This window comes from uncultured Algibacter sp. (assembly GCF_947495675.1).
Taxonomy (GTDB): domain Bacteria; phylum Bacteroidota; class Bacteroidia; order Flavobacteriales; family Flavobacteriaceae; genus Algibacter_B.
This window is the reverse complement of record NZ_CANLZX010000005.1, coordinates 130624-148965: the sequence shown is the minus strand read 5'-3', so window position 1 is coordinate 148965 and position 18342 is coordinate 130624. Positions and strand designations below refer to the sequence as shown.

The window sequence follows — 18342 nt, the reverse complement described above, 5'->3', positions numbered from 1 at the left end:
AAAAAAAGAAAATGAAAAAACTTAAATATTTAATATTACTTATTGCGTTAAGCCCAGTATTTATGATTACTGGTTGCGATAGCGGATTTGAAGAAGTAAACTCAAATCCAAATGATCCTAGTGAAGTTCCTGCCGAATTATTATTGGCTGGTGTTATTAGAGGTACCGGTAATACTGTTCATAGCGCATTTAATGGTGGTGAAACTGGTTCTTGCTGGGTTCAACACCTTGGGAAACCTATTTATAATACAAATGAACTTTATATCCCAAGACAAACTACTATTGATGGTGTTTGGCAAAACCTTTACAATGTAGTAGCTAAAGATGCTGCTATCATGGAAGAGTTGGCAAATGAGCAAGGAAATGATAATTTAGAAGGTGTTGCTATTCTATTAAAAGCAAATGCTTTTCACGTGTTAACAGATATTTACGGAAACATTCCTATGTCTGAAGCATTACAAGGTGATGCTGGAATTATTACTCCTATTTACGATGATAGTGAAACTGTAGTTTATCCTGCTATTTTAGCAATGCTTGATAAAGCAATGTCTTTATTAAATGGTAATGGAACTATTGATGCTAGTCAAGATTTAATGTACGGTGGTGATTGGACTTTATGGAAAAAATTTGCTGCTTCTTTAAAGTTTAAAGTATTAATGCGTGCTGCTTCTGGTGGTTATGATGCTGCTGGACAATTAACAGCTTTAGTTAATTCTGGAAATTTATTTTCAAGTAATGATGATGAAGCTAAGTTAGTTTATTTAGCTGCTGCACCTAATGCAAATCCTTTCTTTGAAACTTTAGTTAATGGAGGTCGTGATACAGAATGGTGTTTAGGAGAAGAATTAGTAAACTATATGTTAAATACTGCTGATCCAAGAATATCTGTTTACGCTCAAGAAGTTGGCGGAGATGGTTCTGGTGGCGGATATGTTGGTAAACCTGCTGGTATTAGAGATATTGGAAGTTCTTTTTACGGAGATTCTAACAATGTATCTTTAATTGGAACTAAATATTTAGAAGCTGAACAACCTTATTACTTTATGACTTATGCTCACTTAAGCTTATTAATGGCTGAAGCTGCAGAAAAAGGTTATATTGGTGGAAATGCTGGAGATTTCTTTAATCAAGGAATAGCTGCATCTGTTGCTGATAATGGTGTTACTGGTGCTCCTGTAATAACATATGCTGGAGGTACTGATGGTTTAACTCAAATTGCTGAGCAAATATGGGTTGCTTTATACATGCAAGGTCTAGAATCTTGGGCTGAATGGAGAAGAACAGGAATTCCTGCTTTACCTTTAGCTATTGATGCTGTTGAATCTAGTATACCATCTAGATATAACTACCCGTTATCTCAACAGTCACTTAATAATGAAAATTATACCGCAGCTGTTGCAGCTCAAGGTACTGATAATTTAACAACACCTCTTTGGTGGCAAAATTAAAAAAAAGAAAAAGATGAAAAATTTAAGAAAAATGTTTTTTGCAATAGTGGGAGTTCTTACTATTGTGTCTTGTGGTGAAGATATTGATACCGTTGCAGAAATAAAAGATAATGCTGGTTTGTTAGTAAATATCTCACAATCTAAAGGGTCATTTTTAGGTTCGCCTATGGCAGGAATGGAAATTGAAGAAGCACCTGTTAGTGTTTCTGAGGCTAGTTTAAATTATGTTATAACTATGACTGCTGGTGATATGTCTAACATTGAAAAATTTGAAATAGTTAAATTTTTTAATGGTGATTTAGAAACTACTGGAGAAGCTACTGGAAGTGTAGTTGCTGAAACTACAACGTTACCATATACTGCTACTATAGCTAGTGTTGATGACTTTTTATCTGGAACTGGATTATCTGAATCTGATTTAAGAATTGGAGATTCATTTACATTTAGACTTAAAGTACACCAAAAAGATGGTGATTCATATTACTATGATGGTTCTATGGGTAGATTAACTCTTACTTTAAACTGTTCTTACGATTTAACAGGAACTTACATAATGACTAATAATGTTTGTGCTAGTTCAGTAACTGTAGCTATATCTCAAAATCCTGATGGATCTTGGTATGCAGAAACTGCAGATGGTGGTTTATTACAATTTTGCTCAACAAATACTACACTTCAAAATGAAGGTAGTTTTAATGTTGGTTGTGGTGGTATTGTAACACCTTTTGATGATGGTGCTCCTACATTTTGTGATGGATATGGTATTGGTTGTATAGAAGGTGGATCTTGGGATCAAGATGCTGGTATTTTAATACTTGAAAATTCTAATGACTTCTTCTCTTGGGCAGCTAGTAATTATACTTCTACTTACACAAGACAGTAATTAATTCAAATAAAGAACAAATAATTATGAAAAATATATTAAATAAAATTGGAGTATTTACTCTGGCATGCTTAGCATTCACTTCATGTGACTCTGAGGATGATAACACGGGTGACTCTTTGATAAATTATTCTCCGGCAACAGTAACTTTGTCTTCATCTTCTCCAACAATGTTTGATGAGAGCGCAATAGACGCTGATGATGCATCGACTTTTCAAATAGAGGTTACTGCTACATTAACAGAGGCTCAACCTGTTGATGCTGTAATTGATTTAGTTCAAGTAGGTGGATCTGCCAGCTCAAGTGACTATGATGCACATACAATAACAATACCTGCTGGATCTTTAATGGGAACTGCAACTGTTGATATTTTGCAAACAGGTGATATTGAAGGTGATGAAACTATACAAATAACTGGAAAGTCTAGAGCTAATTTTAATGTTTCTCCTTTTACCTTTAATGCAACTATAGGAAATGATTACATTAATGATCATTTAGACTTAGTTTTATCTTGGGATGGAACTGCTGAATCTGGTGCTTTATCTTTAGATTCTTTTTGTGATTTAGATTTTGATTTACTTCTTTATGATGAAGCTTTTGAATTTTTGGGCTATGTTTTAGGTAGCTCTTCTTGCCCTGAAGAAGATTACTTAAACGGTTTAGAAGATGGTACTTACTATCTTGTTTCTGACCTTTATTCTAATCCTTTATCTGGTTTAGGTTTTTCTGATACTATTCCTTTAACGTTAAGTTGGAGTCAAGAATATTTTGAAACCTCTGGATCATTATCTAGTGATGCTTATACATTATCATCAGCCGATGGATTAGGTGGATTAATAGTTGTATTAGAAGTAACTAATGGCTATGAATATACATTATCTGCATTTTAATTAAGTGATTAACTCACAATGAATAGTAACAATACTATTTAATTAATTAAAAAAATATAATTCTTTATAAAAGCCAGTAATTTTTACTGGCTTTTATTATTTTAAATATTAACTATTTCCATTTTAACTTTTAATAAAATTAAACTATTTTAGTAAAAAAAAGATGAAACGAACTTACAAAATTGGTGCTTTAGCTTTAATAGCTATTGTAGGAATCATTAGTATTTCTATTTACACCTCAAAAAAAAATGATGCTAATTCTTATGCTAACAGCATTAAGGAAACACATAAAAAACATTTAAAATCTCACCCTTTTCAAGAATCTTTAAAGCTTTCTAAAAAAGAGCGTAAAGCATTAGGTATACCACCTAACAAATACAACGAAGAACAATGGGTTTTAACAATGAATCCAGAATTAGGGAGACCAACACCTAACAAGGTTATAGAACTTCAAAAAGAGCTTTTAGATAATAGATCTAATTTTGCCTCACGTGCACCAGGCGACAAAGCAGATAATTTATGGATAGAAAGAGGCCCAAACAATGTTGGTGGTAGAACAAGAGCTGTAATGTTTGACCCTAACGATTCAACTAACGAAACAGTTTTTGCTGGTGGTGTTAGTGGTGGATTATGGAAAAACACAAATATTTCTAGTCCTAACTCCGAATGGGTTTATGTTGGAATTACAGAAAATCTAGCGATTTCTAGTATTACTTATGATCCAAATGACACTAACACTTTTTACGTAGGTACCGGAGAAGGATTTCCAACGGGCTCTGATGCCATGACAAGTGGTAACGGTTTGTGGAAATCTGCAGATGGTGGTAACACTTGGACAAATGTTTTTGGTGGTAAAACTGGCGATAGTTACTTTGTATCAGCATCTAACATTACTGTTAATAGTCCAGGTTCTGTTGCGGGTGATTATCAATCTTTTCCAACAACTAATTTTGGTTCAGAAATTACTTCTGTAATAACTGCCGATTTTATTCTTGCAAACGACCCTACTGGTGTACCTACAGAAGCTTGTAATGCTTTTGGTCCTGATGCAACAGGAAAAATTGCTATAATAAGAAGAGGCGATTGTCCATTTGTTGAAAAAGTAAAAAATGCTCAAGATGCTGGTGCCATAGGTGTTATTATGTTAAATAATGTATCAGGAGAACCAATTCCAATGGGTGGTGAAGATGCAAGCATTACTATTCCTGCTGTAATGATTAATAAAGAAGATGGTGATATTATTGAAGCAGCTTTAGGCTCTGGTACTGTTAATGGTTCTTTAAATCCAGCTACAGGAAATGTTACTGGAACAATTGTACCTGGAGCACAATTTATACATGATGTTCAAATTAGAGATAACAATGGAACATCAGAAATTTTTATTGCAGTTGGTGTAGGTGGTTATGTAACTTCTAATGCTACAACTTATGTTGGTGGCGATGTTTACGGTTTATTTAAGTCTGTTGACGGAGGTGCAAATTGGACAGAAATAAATATACCACTAACAGAAAATGGAAACAAACATATACCAAGAGATATTGAAATTGGATCTGATGGTTCTGTTTGGATGTCTACTACTAGTTATGGAATACATAATGATGGTGGTGGTAAAGTTTTTAAATCTACAGATGGAACAACATTTACAGAATTATATGCTATTACTGATGGTGCTAGAACAGAGATTGCTGTTTCTGCAACTAACCCAGGAAAAGTTTATGTACTAGCACAACTATCTACTGGAGGTGTTACCATTAGAAGAACAACAACTGGATTTGTACCATCATTTGCAACGGTAACTGTTAGTTCGCCAAGTGATCCTTCATCTTATGTAGATGTAAGTGATTTTACAAATGGTCAAGCATGGTATGATTTAGCAATAGATGTAGACCCATCAAACGATGGTAATGTGTTTATTGGTGGTATCAATATTTTCAAATCTGCTAATAGTGGTACAGCATGGAATAAAATATCTTACGCTTATGTTCCTAATGGTACATCAAGTGTACATGCAGACCAACATATCACAGCTTTTGGACATGGTGATGCTTCTAAAGTATTATTTGGTAATGATGGTGGTGTATATTATTCTAATGATGGTGGAGCTACTATATCTGCTAGAAATAATGGCTATAATACTGCACAATATTATACTTTAGGTGTAGGACCAACAACAGCTTTTCCTTCAGGCGATAACTTTGCTGGTGGTTTACAAGATAACGGTACTCAATTAATAGAAGATGGTAATACAGCTGGACCAGATAGTGCTACTGAAATTCAGGGAGGTGATGGTGCATATACTTACTTTGATCAAGATGGTACGGATAGATATGTAATTGCTAACTACGTTTATAATGATAATATTAATCTTTATAGTTTTGATGGAACTGATGTTACTATCAATAATGAAAGTTTAAGTAATGGTTCATTTATAAACCCAGGTGCTTTAGATTCTAATTTAGATATTTTATACTCTAATTATTCTGCTGATGGTAATTACATAGTTAAAAGATATTCCGGAATAAAAAGTGATGCTACATTAACTAAAACAGATTTAACTAGTGATGAGTTAACAACTACACCTACAGCTTTTACTGTTTCAACTCATACTACAACCTCATCAACACTTCTTGTTGGTACCGTTTTAGGAGATGTGTTATTAGTAGAAAATGCAGATGGTGCAACACCAACTTGGACAAATCTAGACGGTAACCAATTAGTTGGTAGTGTATCTGATTTAGAATTTGGACAATCTGAAAACGATATTTTTGTAACTATGCACAATTACGGTGTAAACAATGTATGGTACTCAAGTGATAAAGGCGCTACTTGGCAAGAAAAAGATGGTAATTTACCAGACTTACCTGTTAAAGCTATTTTACAAAATCCTTTAAACTTAGAAGAAGTTATTATTGGTACTGAACTTGGTGTTTGGTATACAAACAACTTTTCTAGCGTGAGTCCTACATGGAATACTTCTTATAACGGTATGAGTAACGTAAAAGTTTTAGATTTAGATCTAAGAGATGATAATATGGTATTTGCAGCAACATTGGGTAGAGGTGTATTTTCTGGTCAATTTACAGCCGCTTCTTTAAGTACTGCAAACAATGTATTCTCTAACTCAAATTTAAGAATATACCCAACTGTTTCTAATGGTAACATTAAAATAGTTTCTAAAGATTATATTGAAAAAGCGAAATTAAACGTTTACAATATATCTGGAAAAAGAGTGTATTCTGATGAATTAAACTTATCAAATAATGAAACATCACTAAATCTAACAAGTTTACAATCTGGTTTATATTTAATGAAGTTTTCTAAAGATAATATTGAAACAACGCATAAAATATTGATTAAGTAATATTTTATTACATTTTAAAAAGCCATCTAAACCTATGTTTAGATGGCTTTTTTATTTTTATATGATCAAATAAAACTACTTGAGTATTTAAACATAATAGTAATTTAATTAATAGCGTTTTTTATACCTTTGCCTTAATGGAAAACCAAACACAAATATTCGGAATAAGGGCCATCATAGAAGCTATAAATGCTGGTAAAACAATAGATAAAGTATTTCTTCAGAAAGGTGAAAGAGGTGAGTTATTTGGTGAATTAGAATCGTTATTGAATAAGAAATCAATAAACAAGTCTTACGTTCCTATTGAAAAACTGAATAGGTTAACTAGAAATAATCATCAAGGTGCTGTTGCACAAATATCGCCTATTGAGTTTCATGACATGGAAACCTTAGTTATGAATGTTATAGAATCTGGTAAAACACCACTTTTTTTACTATTAGATCAATTAAGTGATGTTAGAAATTTTGGCGCCATTATTAGAACTGCCGAATGTACAGGTGTAAATGGTATCATTATACAAAAAAATGGTAGTGCTCCAGTAAATGGCGATACTATAAAAACAAGTGCTGGTGCTGTGTTTAAAATTCCTATTTGTAAAGTAGACCATATTAAAGATGCCGTATTTTATATGCAGGCCTCTGGTATAAAAGTGATTGCTGCAACCGAAAAAACAAACGACACACTTTATGATGTTTCTTTTACAGAATCTTGTGCTATTATTATGGGGTCTGAAGGTAGAGGTATTAACCCATCTACTTTAAAAGTTGTTGATGCAAAAGCTAAGCTACCTTTACTTGGCGAGATTGAATCTTTAAATGTTTCTGTTGCTTGTGGTGCTTTTCTTTATGAAGTGGTAAGACAGCGCTTAAAATAAACTTATAGATTTAAGTATTAAAATTTAATCTTCTTTAGTATCGTTTTTAAAGTGGTAATTTATAAAAAATTGCTCCTCTTCTATTTCGGGTTCAACAGATTCAATAAAGTTTCCGTTTTCATCAAAATGCTTTAAAAACGGATCATTGTCTTCGTTATAATTATCTTGTTCCCATACATACTTTTTAGGTTTAGCTATCTCTTTTCTAAATATTAAAGCAAAAAGTAAGCCCGTTATTAAACCTGCCATATGCCCTTCCCAAGAAATACCTTTTTCTATGGGCAAGGTATACCAAATCATACTTCCGTAAAGAAATATTACAAGAAGTGATAATGCTATAAGCCTATAATGTTTTGCAAAAACACCCTTAAAAAAAGTAAAACTTACTAGTACATAAATAAGACCACTAACACCAATATGATAAGATGGCCGGCCTATACACCATGTAAGAAAACCTGAAAGTAGTATACCAAATACTATTACTTTCCAAGCAATATGCCTGTAGAAGTAAAATAATGCTGTAGTTAGCACAAATAAAGGTACCGTGTTGTGGTAAATATGTTTAATATCTCCATGTATAAATGGACTTAACAAAACACCTCGTAGCCCTTTAATTGTTTGAGGAAACACACCATACTTACTAAAATTATACCCAAAGCGAACTTCAAACCAGAATACTAACCAAATTATTAGTACAAAAAATACAGGGTATGCTATAACGCCTGTTGAAAATTGAAAATGTTCTTTATTTTTCATTGACTTAAAGTTAGCAAATAACTAACCAACTTTGTGTTTTGTGCTAAATTGGCAGATTTACCCGCGTGAGGGATTGCAATAGAAATCCCACAGTGAGGCACGAGCGCGGACTTGTAATGAAAAGCCCGACCCTCGATTTTTCTTCGAGGGACACGCCCAAAACTTAAATAATTTCATGTAATTTTGTGTTAATGAATTATAATGAGCCTTTAGCAGAACGGTTACGACCAAAAACCTTGAAAGACTACGTGAGTCAAGCACACCTAGTTGGCAAGGGTGGTTCGTTAACCCAGCATATAAAGCAGGGCTTAATTCCTTCAATGATTTTTTGGGGACCTCCTGGTACTGGCAAAACAACTCTTGCTAATATAATTGCGACAGAATCTGGCAGACCGTTTTACACTTTAAGTGCCATTAATTCGGGTGTTAAAGATATTCGTGAGGTTATTGATAAAGCAAAACAAAGTGGTGGTTTGTTTACTACTAAAAATCCCATTTTGTTTATTGACGAGATTCATAGATTTAGTAAATCTCAGCAAGACTCGTTGTTACAAGCTGTTGAAAAAGGCTGGATTACACTTATTGGTGCCACTACAGAAAACCCTAGTTTTGAGGTTATATCGGCATTATTATCGCGCTGCCAAGTATATATTTTAAATGCATTTGATAAAACGGATTTAGAAACCCTTTTAAAACGTGCTATTGAGACAGACGAACATATTTCTAAAAAGAACATTGAGTTAAAAGAAACCCATGCACTTTTAAGATTATCTGGTGGCGATGCCAGAAAATTACTTAATATTTTCGAACTTTTAGTAAACTCTTTTGATACCGATAATATTATAATTACAGATGATGTTGTTTTAGAAAAAATCCAGAATAACACGGTTCGTTACGATAAAACAGGAGAGCAGCATTACGATATTATTTCGGCATTTATAAAATCTATTCGAGGTAGCGACCCCAACGGTGCAGTATATTGGTTAGCACGTATGATTGAAGGTGGCGAGGATGTAAAATTTATTGCTCGCCGACTATTAATTTCTGCAAGTGAAGATATTGGTAATGCCAACCCAACGGCTTTGGTAATTGCAAACAATGCCTTTCAGGCAGTAACAACCATTGGCTACCCAGAATCGCGTATTATTTTAAGTCAATGTGCTACCTATTTGGCCTGTTCACCAAAAAGTAATGCATCTTACATGGCTATAGGCAAAGCACAACAACTAGTAAAACAAACTGGCGATTTAAGTGTACCTCTTGAAATTAGAAACGCCCCAACTAAACTTATGAAAGAACTGGGTTATGGCGATAATTACAAGTATGCGCACAACTACGAAAATAATTTTGCGCCACAAGAATTTTTACCAGACGAAATAAAAAATGAAAAACTATACGACCCAGGAAATAATGCCAGAGAAAATGCGCATCGTGAGTTTTTAAAACAACGCTGGAAAGATAAATACAACTATTAAAATTTTAATGGCGTTACCCAAAAAAGGGTCGGGCTTTACGTTACAAGTCCGCGCTCGTGCCTCGCTGTGGGCTTTCCTCTGCAATCCCTAACGCAAATTAGGTTTTTAAATTAAAGTTAAAACTTAATATTTAAAGACTCTTGTTTTAAATCTGCACCAGAATAATACTCTATAACCCAATCAGAATTATTTTTGTAGATAATAGCACTTTTACCCTCAACAATATATACATCTTTTAAATTCGTGTTCTTAATTCTATAAACAACCTTTGGAGAGCTATCAACTAACTGAAATCCGTTATCTATAGCCTGAGCATATAACACATTTGTATTACCCTGTATCACAGCAACTTCATTAACTTGTGGTGTTGCTACTTGTACAGTTTCTACTTGGGGTTTAGCAACAACAGCTACTTCTGGCTGCTTTTCTTCTTTTAAGTTTTGTATTTCTTTTTTAAGTTGTTGTATTTCTTCTGTTACTGCAGTATTAGGCTGAGATGAATTTGTAGAAGTTAGCGAAGTAATGTTTTTATTTGGCACATACTTATAATTTAGTGCTTCAATAGATTTAAAAGCATCACGTAAAGCTAAGTTATATGCCGTTTTAAATTCCTTTTCTCTACTTTCTCCTATTGATGAAGTAAAAACTAGTTTATCATTACAATCATAAAGCTCTACTGTAAGTTTTGTTTTAAACATACCAGAGCCTTTTATCACATCCGTTTTTAAAGCCAAACATCTATTTATCATCAAATCTTTTGGATAATCAGAACCTTCTTTTAACGCCTCGAAACCATGTTTTTTAAACAAAAATTCGGTTAGTGAGTTTATTTGATATTGGTCTTTTTTATTTAAAAAATCGAACTTATTTGGAACTATAACATATTTATAATTATTAACACTAGTTTGGGCAAAAACAGATGTTACAATTAAACAGGTTATTAGTATCGAAAAAAACTTAGTATTCATAATATATATTTTAATGCTGTTTGTAAAGATACACTTTGTTAATAAAGAGTATTATTTGTTAAATGTTAAACTTATAGAAAGTTTTTTAATTGTATTAAATTATCAATTTGTGTAATACTATTATCAACAGTCTTGTTATTAAGATCGAAAAACACAACGTCCATACCCATATTTTTTGCTCCTAATATATCGGCTTCATAACTATCACCAATCATAACACTTTTACTTGCATTTGTATTGGCTAAATTTAATGCATAATTAAATATTATAGGATTCGGTTTTTTTACTCCTGCAATTTCAGAGTTGGTTATAGTTTTAAAATAATGATCAATTTTAGAATGACTCATTTTTTTAAACTGCACCTCATCAAATCCATTGGTAATAATATGTAAGTTGTAACGTAAACTTAAATAATCTAAAATTTCAAATGTGTTTTCAAACAAGTGGTTAAAAGAGCTTAAATACGTTATGTAATCTTCTGATAATTTGTGGATTAATTGGATATTAACATTAAAACCAATAGCCTCAAAGCTATCATTTAATCTTGCATAACGTAAATCTTCTTTTCCTATTTTATCTTCTCTATAAAGTCTCCAATACTTTAAGTTAATGGGTTCATAATGATGTAGGAAATCATCAAGACTTATATTAACATTATTAATTTCAAAAATCTTTTTGAAAGTTAACGCCGAGTTTTTATCAAAATCCCAAAGTGTATGATCTAAATCAAAAAACACATCTGTAATATTTTTAAACTTCATTAGGAGAATCTAAAATTAAGTTAAACAATTCTTTAAAACTTTGCCATGTTTTATCATCGTTAAATGTATAGTTATGAAAAATTGGAACAAACTGGCCATCTACTTGCTTTATTTCATTAATAATTTCATTTAAAACCTTCTTTTTGTCTAGTAAAGATTTATACTTTAAAAGTGTAAAATCCATAAGTTGATAAGGTACAATTTTAAGTGGTGTTTGTACTTCGTAATCTAAATCGTAAAATAAAAAAGGTGTGCACGAGCCTGCTCTAAAACCAATATGGTTTACATAGCCCATAGTATAATCTTCCTTAATTTCTAAAGCTATTAGGTTTCTATAAGTTTCTGGTAAATTAAGTTTGGAAAATGATTGCCTAGAAGCTTTTAAGTTGGTATTTAAAATCTCTTCTATTCTTTGTTTTTCTTTCTTTAAAAGCAATTCATCTTCAATGGCAAAATAAGATATTTTTAATCCCACTCTAGAATAATCGCCAATATGTTTTATAAGTGATACAAATTTCTTTTTATTGGGATTTATCCCTTTATCGTAGGTAGAATAATCGCCAATTAGAAAAAAGAAAAGAAATTTAAACTGAGATGTTTTCTGTCTATTAATTAAATATTTAAAAGTATCGTAAGGATCATGCCTAAAGCCAAGAAGCACCATAAGTCTAGCATAAAGGCTTTTAAGTCTTAATCTACCAAAATCTTTAAGCGAGCCTCCTAAGGTTCGCATAATACCTTTTAGTTTATAGTGATATGGACTTGGCACATCTATTACTGGTATTATTTGATAGTTTCGTTTTGGAAAATCAAACTCTGGAAACTGTTTTTGTAAAGCTTTTTTAAATTTATAAGCCCAAATATCTACAACGGGTTGATGTAAGAAGTTTTCTTTGTAAGCTAAACTTTCGGTAGCTGTAAAACGTCCATATTCATCTTTTACGTGTGGTAAATACTCTTCATATCTTGAAAGCAAATAAAAGGATGCCGAAAAAATATCAAAAGGCAAAGCACTTTTTTCTCCCAAATAAAAGAAACATTTTGTGTTTTCCCAGTCATGTATATTAATATCTATATCGCTAAGACCCTGTTCAAATAAAATATCATGACTTTTAATAAAAAACTCACTACTTAATTGCTGTTTTGTGTACGACATTTTTAAACTATCGTGTGCAATAAACTCTTCAATTTTAGTTGTAAACCTAACATTAACACCCAAAACGCGAGTGCATATATGTTTAAAAACATATTTAAGTCTTGGTGATATTTTATGAGTGTAAACTAAAAGCATTAAAGTAAGGTTTCATCAGCAAAACTAAAGTATGCTTTTTCTGTTATAATTAGGTGGTCTAAAACTTTTATATCTAAACTTTGTGCTGCAATTTTTAATTTCTGAGTAATTTGTTTATCAGCTTCACTTGGTTTTAAAGTCCCTGAAGGATGGTTGTGCGCTAATATTAAACCAGTTGCTCCAACCTCTAATGCATTTTTAAGAACTAACCGCACATCAACCAAAGTACCTGTTATGCCGCCTTTACTTAATTGATTTTTTTGAAGCACTTTGTTAGAATTATTCATGTAGATAATCCAAAACTCTTCGTGTTGTAATTCACCAATAACGGGTTGCATTAATTCAAACACAGATGAACTGGATGTGATTTTCTTTTTTTCAAGCGCCTCTTCTCCCCTACGTCGTCGTCCTAACTCTAAGGCTGCAATAATACTAATGGCTTTGGCTTCTCCAATACCTTTAAATTCCATAAGTTGATTTATGGATAGTTTTCCTAAAGCACTTAAGTTATTATCTGTACTGGCCAAAATACGTTTGCATAAATCTACAGCACTTTCTTCTCGGTTCCCAGAACCTATTAAAATGGCAACAAGTTCTGCATCACTTAAAGCAGCTTTGCCTTTATTTAATAATTTTTCACGTGGCTGATCGTCTTGACTCCAGTTTTTTATAGAAAATGACGATGGTTTTTCTTGCATTGGTTAAAGATAAATATTGTAAATTTCAGAAGCAATAGAATTATTAACTAAAATCATAGATTCCTAAATTTCGGGAATACCTTAAACTTTGAGTTACCCACCAAAACACCATCAAGACAACGATATTAATCACCTCATAGAGGTAATTAAAACCTATCCTTTAGCTACATTAATTTCGGTTAAAAACAACAAACCTTTAATTACGCATTTACCTTTAATTTACAACGATAATGGTAAGCTTATTGGGCATATTGATATTAACAACCCACAGGCAGAACTTTTAAAAAATGATAATGATATTACCATTATTTTTTCGGGTCCGCAATGTTATATTTCACCAAGCATTTATACCTCTAAACAATTACCTACTTGGAATTACATAAAAGTACATTTAAAAGGCAAGGTGAAAGCTATTAAAAACAAAGAGGCTTTAAAGCAGTCGTTAATTACAATGACCGAATTTCTTGAAGCACCAGACCATAAATACGTTTTAGAGCCTGATAATAAAAGTATGAATGCCTATCTTAATTATATTGAAATGTTTGAAATTTCTATTGATTCTTGGGAAGGTAAATTTAAACTCTCACAAGATAAAAAGCCACAGGATATTGAAAGCGCTAGAGCGGAATTGGTAAGAGCTAATAAAGATAGTATAAAAGCGTTTTTAGATAATATATTTTAAAAACCCTTAACTTACATAAAATATAAAACACTTATTATGAAAGACTTAAAAAAAGAAGACATTAAACAAGAAGTGTTTGATCTTTATGATGATTACGCGCATAATAAACTTAACAGAAGGCAATTTGTTGAAAAGCTTTCTCTTTATGCCGTTGGTGGTATTACGGTATCATCGCTATTAAGTTTTATGTCACCAAATTATATTGATTGTTTACTAGTTAAAGCTAATGACCCAACTTTAGACTCAGATTATATTACTTACGAATCTCCCAAAGGTGGAGGTACTATAAAAGGGTTACTTTCAAAACCTAAAAACAGTAAAACTAAACTCCCTGGTGTTATTGTTATTCACGAAAATCGAGGCCTTAATCCATATATTGAAGATGTTGGAAGGCGCACAGCCAAAGCAGGTTTTATTAGCTTAGCTCCAGATGCTTTATCGCCTCTTGGTGGATACCCTGGAAATGATGACGATGGAAGAACCATGCAAAAAAAGCGTGATAGAAATGAAATGATTGAAGATTTTATTGAAGCTTACAATTACTTGAAATCTCATAAAGATTGTAATGGTAAAATTGGTGTGGTAGGTTTTTGCTTTGGTGGCTGGATGGCAAATATGTTGGCTGTAAGAATTCCAGAATTAGGTGCCGCTGTGCCTTATTACGGAAGACAACCTTCTGACGAAGAGGCTGCTAAAATTAAAGCCCCTTTATTATTACAATATGGCGAATTAGATACTCGAGTTAATGCAGGATTACCTGCTTTTGAAGCGGTTCTTAAAGCCAATAACATTGCTTATACAGCTCATATTTATCCTAACGTAAATCATGGGTTTCATAATAATACAACACCTCGATTTGACAAGGAAGCTGCTGATTTATCTTGGAGTAGAACTATTGCTTTTTTTAAGGAGAAGTTGAAGTGATTTTAATAAAAAGGTAAAAACTTATTTTAGATTTCATAAGTTAAGAAACAAGAGTAAATTGGATATCAATTTTACTGTTTTTACTTTTAATATCACAAATTCAAATATGTAAGAAAAATTATTATCTTAGTTCAATTAAATAAATCCAAAAAGTAAATTTGAAACTTAATCTATCAAAATATAACAAGCAAATTAAGATATTGTCTGTTATTCCTGTTTTAGTTGGATTACTAACTTTTGCTGAAGTATTTTTACCTAATAAAAATATTCCCACTACAGTTGTTTCAAAAAACGAAAGCTATAGAGCAAAATTCGATAGAACAACTTACAACGTCTATTTTGAGAGTAATAATGACCAATTCACAGAAGATATATTTAATGCTCTTGAAATTGGAGATAAAGTTATATTAAGAACCTCTTATTTTCACGAAGAAACTTCAGAAATCACCAAAGTTAAATCTGGAAAAACCTATTTAAATGATACTGGAGAAGTATATATACAATACATTTTTGCTTTAATATTTTTAATTCCGGCACTAGCATGGTTTAAAAAACATAGCATAAGTAACAAACAAGCTAAGTACTTAATATTTATAATTCTTTTTAGTCTTATAGACTTTTATAGAATTTTATAGAATTTTAAAACATCTTCCGTAAATCTTATTAAATATGAAAATCAACAAATTAACCATAGTCATTACTTTAATTTTTGTTTTGCTTTTATTTATAGACCCTGTTTATGCTGGGCCTGGTGGAACTGTAGCAAAAGCCCTATTTAAAACTTGGTGGGGTAAACTATTAATGAGTCTTTTAGTTATTATTTTCTTACCCATTGTATTTTATGTTAGAATTATTGAGTTTATAGCAGTTAGAAAAGCTAAAAAACAACTTGCTAAACTTGGTATTAAAAACAAAGATTTTATGTGGTTAAATATAGAAAAGAATGTATCTAATGTTTTTAGTAGAGTACATCTGGCTTGGGGTAAAGAAAACATGCAGGAAGTTTCAGAGTATGTTAATCATTGGTATTGGCAGAACCAACAACTTGTTCATCTTGATCGATGGAAAAAAGAAAACCTTTTAAATGTTTGTAAACTGCAAAGTATTAGTAGTATTAAACCATTGTATTTAGAAATCTCGGACAATGATAATTTTGAAGGTTCTAAAATAGCCTTTGAAATTACTGCAAATATCGAAGATTATTTAATTAATAAGAGTACAAGAAAAATAGTTCAAGGTAAAAGAGGGTTTAATGATGAAAGTAAAGTTTGGATTATGGAATATACGGAAGGTAAATGGTTACTTGATGATATTAGAAATGATGAATTTAGTTTAAGTTTTGCTAAAATGGAAAATGTTGTGCCAGCATTTATCTCAGAAAACAAGCTAGCTTAAAATGAAAAATGCCTTAAGATATTTTCTGTTACTAATTTTAGTTTCTAGTTGCTCAAAAAACGATTTCTCTGAAACTAAAAGGTTTATCGAAATAGATAAAGATTTATACCAGATTAATGACATTTTCGAAATAACAATCTTAGTATATCCTGAAAAAGAGGGTAAAACAATACGTTTTTTTAAGGATTATAGTAATCTGGATATTTCCTTTTCTATTAAAAAAGAAGAGGTTGGCTTTAATCAAGAATTAAAAAAACGTTTCATTGAAGGTCCAAGAATATTCGGAATTGATAATGATATCATTAATGAGTATCTCATTACAAATACTCATCCATTTGAAAAGAAATTTAAAGGTCAAATTTTTGAACAAAATGGAGAAATTATTTTTGAAATACCAAAATTGAATTTGAGTAAAAGTATAGACAAGACTTTACTTGACAATAATTCTCTAATTAGAATTACCGCTTATTGTGAAACTGTCTATACCTCATATAAAGAATATTTTATTCCAAAAGACATAAAAATTAAACTTGAATAAAACTACTCAATCAATCCCCTAACAGCATCAAAATCTAATCCACCATAATTACCAGAACTCATTAATAATAATGCTTTATTCTCAAAATTTTGAGAGAACAGAAAGTCTTTAAAATCGTCTGGATTGGTATAAATAATTAAGTCGTCGCGCTGAAATGCATTTGCAATTTGCTCATGCGTTACTTCTTCTAGTTTTTTAATTTCTACGGCATGTGGCGAATAAAATACTACTGCAACATCGGCAGCATCAAGAGCCCCTTTATATTCTTTTAAAAACTCAGCGTTTAAACTGCTATATGTGTGTAATTCTAAACAAGCAACGAGTGTTCGATTTTCGTATTGCTCTTTAACCGCATTTGTTGTTGCTTCTACTTTACTTGGCGAGTGTGCAAAATCTTTATAAGCGACACTTTTGTTGCTTTCGGCAATTTTTTCTAATCGTTTACTGGCTCCTTTAAAGGTTGAGATTGCTTCGTAGAAATCGTCCTCATCAATACCCATATGTTGGCAAATCCATTTGGCTCCTGCAAGGTTGTTTAAATTGTGTTTACCAAAAACTTCTATTGGCAATTCACCTTCTGGTGTTTCTAGTAATGTTTGTCCGTTTTCAACGGTATATTCTGGTGTTTTGTAAGCTATTTTTCTAATGGTATTTTCGCTAGCTTCTACAACACGCTTTACTTCTGGATCTTCTTCGTTGTAATTTATACTGCCTCCTTCTACAATTGAATCTACAAAAATGCTAAACTGCTCAACATAGTTTTCGTAAGTTGGAAATACATTTATATGATCCCAGGCAATACCACTTAATAATGCAATATTAGGTTTGTATAGATGAAATTTTGGCCGTCTGTCTATTGGTGAGCTTAGATATTCATCGCCTTCAAGTACTATAAAATCGTTATGTTCGGTAAGTTTCACCATTACATCAAACCCTTCTAATTGGGCGCCAACCATATAATCTACTTCTCTATCATGGTAATGCATAACATGAAGAATCATTGAAGTTATGGTTGTTTTACCGTGACTTCCACCAATAACTACACGTGTTTTGTGCTTGGATTGTTCGTACAAAAATTCTGGATAGCTATATATTTTAATTCCGAGCTCTTGTGCTTTTAATAACTCTGGATTATCTGCTTTGGCATGCATACCCAAAACTATAGCATCAAGATTATTGGTGATTTTTTCTGGGTACCAACCAAAAGCTTCTGGTAGTAATCCTTTAGCATTTAACCTAGATTTTGAAGGTTCGAAAATAGTATCGTCACTTCCTGTTACTTGGTATCCTTTATTATGTAATGCTAAGGCTAAATTGTGCATTGCAGCGCCGCCAATAGCTATAAAATGTACGTTCATGTTTTGATTTTGAATTCTAAAATGCTCGTTTCAATTAGT

The 18342-nt window shown here is 32.0% G+C and carries 17 protein-coding genes; 11 read left to right on the top strand and 6 right to left on the bottom strand.

All coding sequences use genetic code 11. From position 1 onward, the window contains the following. Window positions 1-11 precede the first annotated feature (11 nt). The 5 genes from Q0842_RS05535 (at window position 12) to rlmB (ending at window position 7457) form a co-directional block, all read left to right on the top strand. Entirely contained in the window at window positions 12-1448 is a 1437-nt protein-coding gene (locus Q0842_RS05535) for a SusD/RagB family nutrient-binding outer membrane lipoprotein (protein WP_298495260.1), read from the top strand. Between the two features lie 13 nt (window positions 1449-1461). Next, entirely contained in the window at window positions 1462-2331 is an 870-nt protein-coding gene (locus Q0842_RS05530; RefSeq protein ID WP_298495257.1) for a hypothetical protein, read from the top strand. Window positions 2332-2357: 26 nt separating this feature from the next. Next, a complete protein-coding gene (locus tag Q0842_RS05525; RefSeq protein ID WP_298495254.1) occupies window positions 2358-3221 on the top strand; it encodes a hypothetical protein in 864 nt (287 codons plus the stop codon). 163 nt (window positions 3222-3384) lie between these two features. Next, window positions 3385-6582, top strand: a complete 3198-nt coding sequence (locus tag Q0842_RS05520) for a PA domain-containing protein (RefSeq protein ID WP_298495251.1) — start codon at window positions 3385-3387, stop codon at window positions 6580-6582. A 137-nt stretch (window positions 6583-6719) separates the two neighbouring features. After that, on the top strand, window positions 6720-7457 hold the full coding sequence (gene rlmB, locus Q0842_RS05515; protein ID WP_298495248.1) for a 23S rRNA (guanosine(2251)-2'-O)-methyltransferase RlmB: 738 nt from the start codon (window positions 6720-6722) through the stop codon (window positions 7455-7457). Between the two features lie 24 nt (window positions 7458-7481). On the opposite strand, the gene Q0842_RS05510 is transcribed toward rlmB, so the two are convergent. Further along, the gene (locus Q0842_RS05510; protein WP_298495245.1) at window positions 7482-8213 is read right to left on the bottom strand and encodes a rhomboid family intramembrane serine protease; all 732 of its coding nucleotides are present in this window, start codon (window positions 8211-8213) and stop codon (window positions 7482-7484) included. Window positions 8214-8404: 191 nt separating this feature from the next. Here Q0842_RS05510 and Q0842_RS05505 point away from each other — a divergent pair, with 191 nt between their 5' ends. Beyond that, a complete protein-coding gene (locus Q0842_RS05505; protein ID WP_298495243.1) occupies window positions 8405-9688 on the top strand; it encodes a replication-associated recombination protein A in 1284 nt (427 codons plus the stop codon). A gap of 116 nt (window positions 9689-9804) precedes the next feature. Here Q0842_RS05505 and Q0842_RS05500 read toward each other — a convergent pair whose 3' ends face one another. The 4 genes from Q0842_RS05500 to radC all read right to left on the bottom strand — a co-directional run bounded on the left by Q0842_RS05500 (window position 9805) and on the right by radC (window position 13406). Further along, window positions 9805-10656, bottom strand: coding sequence for a hypothetical protein (locus Q0842_RS05500; RefSeq protein ID WP_298495241.1), 852 nt, complete (start codon window positions 10654-10656; stop codon window positions 9805-9807). A 71-nt stretch (window positions 10657-10727) separates the two neighbouring features. Continuing rightward, the gene (locus Q0842_RS05495; RefSeq protein ID WP_298495238.1) at window positions 10728-11417 is read right to left on the bottom strand and encodes a YjjG family noncanonical pyrimidine nucleotidase; all 690 of its coding nucleotides are present in this window, start codon (window positions 11415-11417) and stop codon (window positions 10728-10730) included. Then, window positions 11407-12708: a polysaccharide deacetylase family protein gene (locus Q0842_RS05490; protein ID WP_298495235.1), complete on the bottom strand. Its 1302-nt coding sequence runs from the start codon at window positions 12706-12708 to the stop codon at window positions 11407-11409. Before Q0842_RS05490 ends, Q0842_RS05495 begins: the two co-directional genes overlap by 11 nt. Further along, on the bottom strand, window positions 12708-13406 hold the full coding sequence (radC, locus tag Q0842_RS05485; RefSeq protein ID WP_298495233.1) for a DNA repair protein RadC: 699 nt from the start codon (window positions 13404-13406) through the stop codon (window positions 12708-12710). The genes Q0842_RS05490 and radC overlap by 1 nt, the downstream gene beginning before the upstream one ends. A gap of 88 nt (window positions 13407-13494) precedes the next feature. Between radC and Q0842_RS05480 the strand changes: the two genes are divergently transcribed. The 5 genes from Q0842_RS05480 (at window position 13495) to Q0842_RS05460 (ending at window position 16945) form a co-directional block, all read left to right on the top strand. Further along, window positions 13495-14088: an FMN-binding negative transcriptional regulator gene (locus Q0842_RS05480; RefSeq protein ID WP_298495230.1), complete on the top strand. Its 594-nt coding sequence runs from the start codon at window positions 13495-13497 to the stop codon at window positions 14086-14088. Window positions 14089-14124: 36 nt separating this feature from the next. Then, a complete protein-coding gene (locus tag Q0842_RS05475; protein ID WP_298495228.1) occupies window positions 14125-15012 on the top strand; it encodes a dienelactone hydrolase family protein in 888 nt (295 codons plus the stop codon). Between the two features lie 158 nt (window positions 15013-15170). Next, complete coding sequence (locus Q0842_RS05470; RefSeq protein ID WP_298495225.1) at window positions 15171-15647, top strand: hypothetical protein; 477 nt, start codon at window positions 15171-15173, stop codon at window positions 15645-15647. Between the two features lie 34 nt (window positions 15648-15681). Continuing rightward, window positions 15682-16407: a hypothetical protein gene (locus tag Q0842_RS05465; RefSeq protein WP_298495222.1), complete on the top strand. Its 726-nt coding sequence runs from the start codon at window positions 15682-15684 to the stop codon at window positions 16405-16407. Between the two features lies 1 nt (window position 16408). Then, window positions 16409-16945 (top strand): hypothetical protein, encoded by a 537-nt coding sequence (locus tag Q0842_RS05460; RefSeq protein ID WP_298495219.1) that lies wholly within the window; start codon window positions 16409-16411, stop codon window positions 16943-16945. A gap of 2 nt (window positions 16946-16947) precedes the next feature. Here the strand turns inward: Q0842_RS05460 and Q0842_RS05455 are convergent, their stop codons facing one another. Then, window positions 16948-18303, bottom strand: a complete 1356-nt coding sequence (locus Q0842_RS05455) for a Mur ligase family protein (protein WP_298495216.1) — start codon at window positions 18301-18303, stop codon at window positions 16948-16950. Between the last annotated feature and the right edge of the window lie 39 nt (window positions 18304-18342).

Bases quoted from the DNA above. Each gene is read 5' to 3' on its own strand.
- rlmB (WP_298495248.1), top strand. From the start codon at position 6,720: ATGGAAAACCAAACACAAATATTCGGAATAAGGGCCATCATAGAAGCT.
- Q0842_RS05455 (WP_298495216.1), bottom strand. From the start codon at position 18,303: ATGAACGTACATTTTATAGCTATTGGCGGCGCTGCAATGCACAATTTA.
- Q0842_RS05500 (WP_298495241.1), bottom strand. From the start codon at position 10,656: ATGAATACTAAGTTTTTTTCGATACTAATAACCTGTTTAATTGTAACA.
- Q0842_RS05525 (WP_298495254.1), top strand. From the start codon at position 2,358: ATGAAAAATATATTAAATAAAATTGGAGTATTTACTCTGGCATGCTTA.
- Q0842_RS05460 (WP_298495219.1), top strand. From the start codon at position 16,409: ATGAAAAATGCCTTAAGATATTTTCTGTTACTAATTTTAGTTTCTAGT.
- Q0842_RS05505 (WP_298495243.1), top strand. From the start codon at position 8,405: ATGAATTATAATGAGCCTTTAGCAGAACGGTTACGACCAAAAACCTTG.
- Q0842_RS05495 (WP_298495238.1), bottom strand. From the start codon at position 11,417: ATGAAGTTTAAAAATATTACAGATGTGTTTTTTGATTTAGATCATACA.
- Q0842_RS05490 (WP_298495235.1), bottom strand. From the start codon at position 12,708: ATGCTTTTAGTTTACACTCATAAAATATCACCAAGACTTAAATATGTT.
- Q0842_RS05535 (WP_298495260.1), top strand. From the start codon at position 12: ATGAAAAAACTTAAATATTTAATATTACTTATTGCGTTAAGCCCAGTA.
- radC (WP_298495233.1), bottom strand. From the start codon at position 13,406: ATGCAAGAAAAACCATCGTCATTTTCTATAAAAAACTGGAGTCAAGAC.
- Q0842_RS05510 (WP_298495245.1), bottom strand. From the start codon at position 8,213: ATGAAAAATAAAGAACATTTTCAATTTTCAACAGGCGTTATAGCATAC.
- Q0842_RS05475 (WP_298495228.1), top strand. From the start codon at position 14,125: ATGAAAGACTTAAAAAAAGAAGACATTAAACAAGAAGTGTTTGATCTT.
- Q0842_RS05520 (WP_298495251.1), top strand. From the start codon at position 3,385: ATGAAACGAACTTACAAAATTGGTGCTTTAGCTTTAATAGCTATTGTA.
- Q0842_RS05465 (WP_298495222.1), top strand. From the start codon at position 15,682: ATGAAAATCAACAAATTAACCATAGTCATTACTTTAATTTTTGTTTTG.
- Q0842_RS05530 (WP_298495257.1), top strand. From the start codon at position 1,462: ATGAAAAATTTAAGAAAAATGTTTTTTGCAATAGTGGGAGTTCTTACT.